General features: G+C 48.8%; 1 protein-coding gene. It reads right to left on the reverse strand.

Going from position 1 to position 648, the window contains the following annotated elements; all coding sequences use genetic code 11:
* Positions 1 to 461, reverse strand: a 461-nt coding sequence (locus tag BM613_RS14665) for a hypothetical protein (protein WP_146192864.1), incomplete at its 3' end; no start/stop codon positions are given.
* Positions 462 to 648: the final 187 nt, after the last annotated feature.

Consider the following 648-nt stretch of genomic DNA (forward strand, 5'->3'; position numbering starts at 1 on the left):
GCTAACTCCGAAGCAGTTGCAGGGGATCGCGCAAGCCGCTTTGTGCTTTTAATTGCAAGGGGAGCAAGTTTCTTTGAAGCAAAATAAGCCGCTTTCGTTCCCCTCTCTGCTACTTTTCTCACGCGGGAAGTTTTTTGATTCCAGTTTTGTCCACGCAATTCTTTTGCTTGATGAGGGATTTCACGCAACGCATCCTCATACGCACGTTTCTTTTCATTCACTTCAGGTTCTTCGCTTTCACTCGTATCATTGTGTATCCATTCTTGCTCTTCCCTTATTTCGTTCTTTTGCGCACCTTTTATCCGTTCCAAAATTGGAGATTCATTTTTTTGCGTCTCTTGATCAGTTGGCTGGTGAGACAGCCAAGAGGAACCCCCGCGAGACGGAGAAGAGGGTAACGGGGACACGGGGGCGTTTTCCCACGGTGTATCTTCTGGATCGTCCGAATCAAAGCGCGCCACTTTGTTCAGCGAACGAGATGGTTGCTGAGAAAACGAAGTTTCCCCCTTCGATGCCTCGAAATCTCCGTGTCCGTCAAGTGATGATCCTTCCCCTCTTGACGCATTCGAATCATTTCCATAGGGGTTTCGCCTACTGATTGGCGACTGCGCTCTCATTCTTTTGCTAAGAGGGACAGGGCGAGTGGAA

Source organism: Sulfoacidibacillus thermotolerans (assembly GCF_003144315.1).
GTDB lineage: Bacteria > Bacillota > Bacilli > Alicyclobacillales > SLC66 > Sulfoacidibacillus > Sulfoacidibacillus thermotolerans.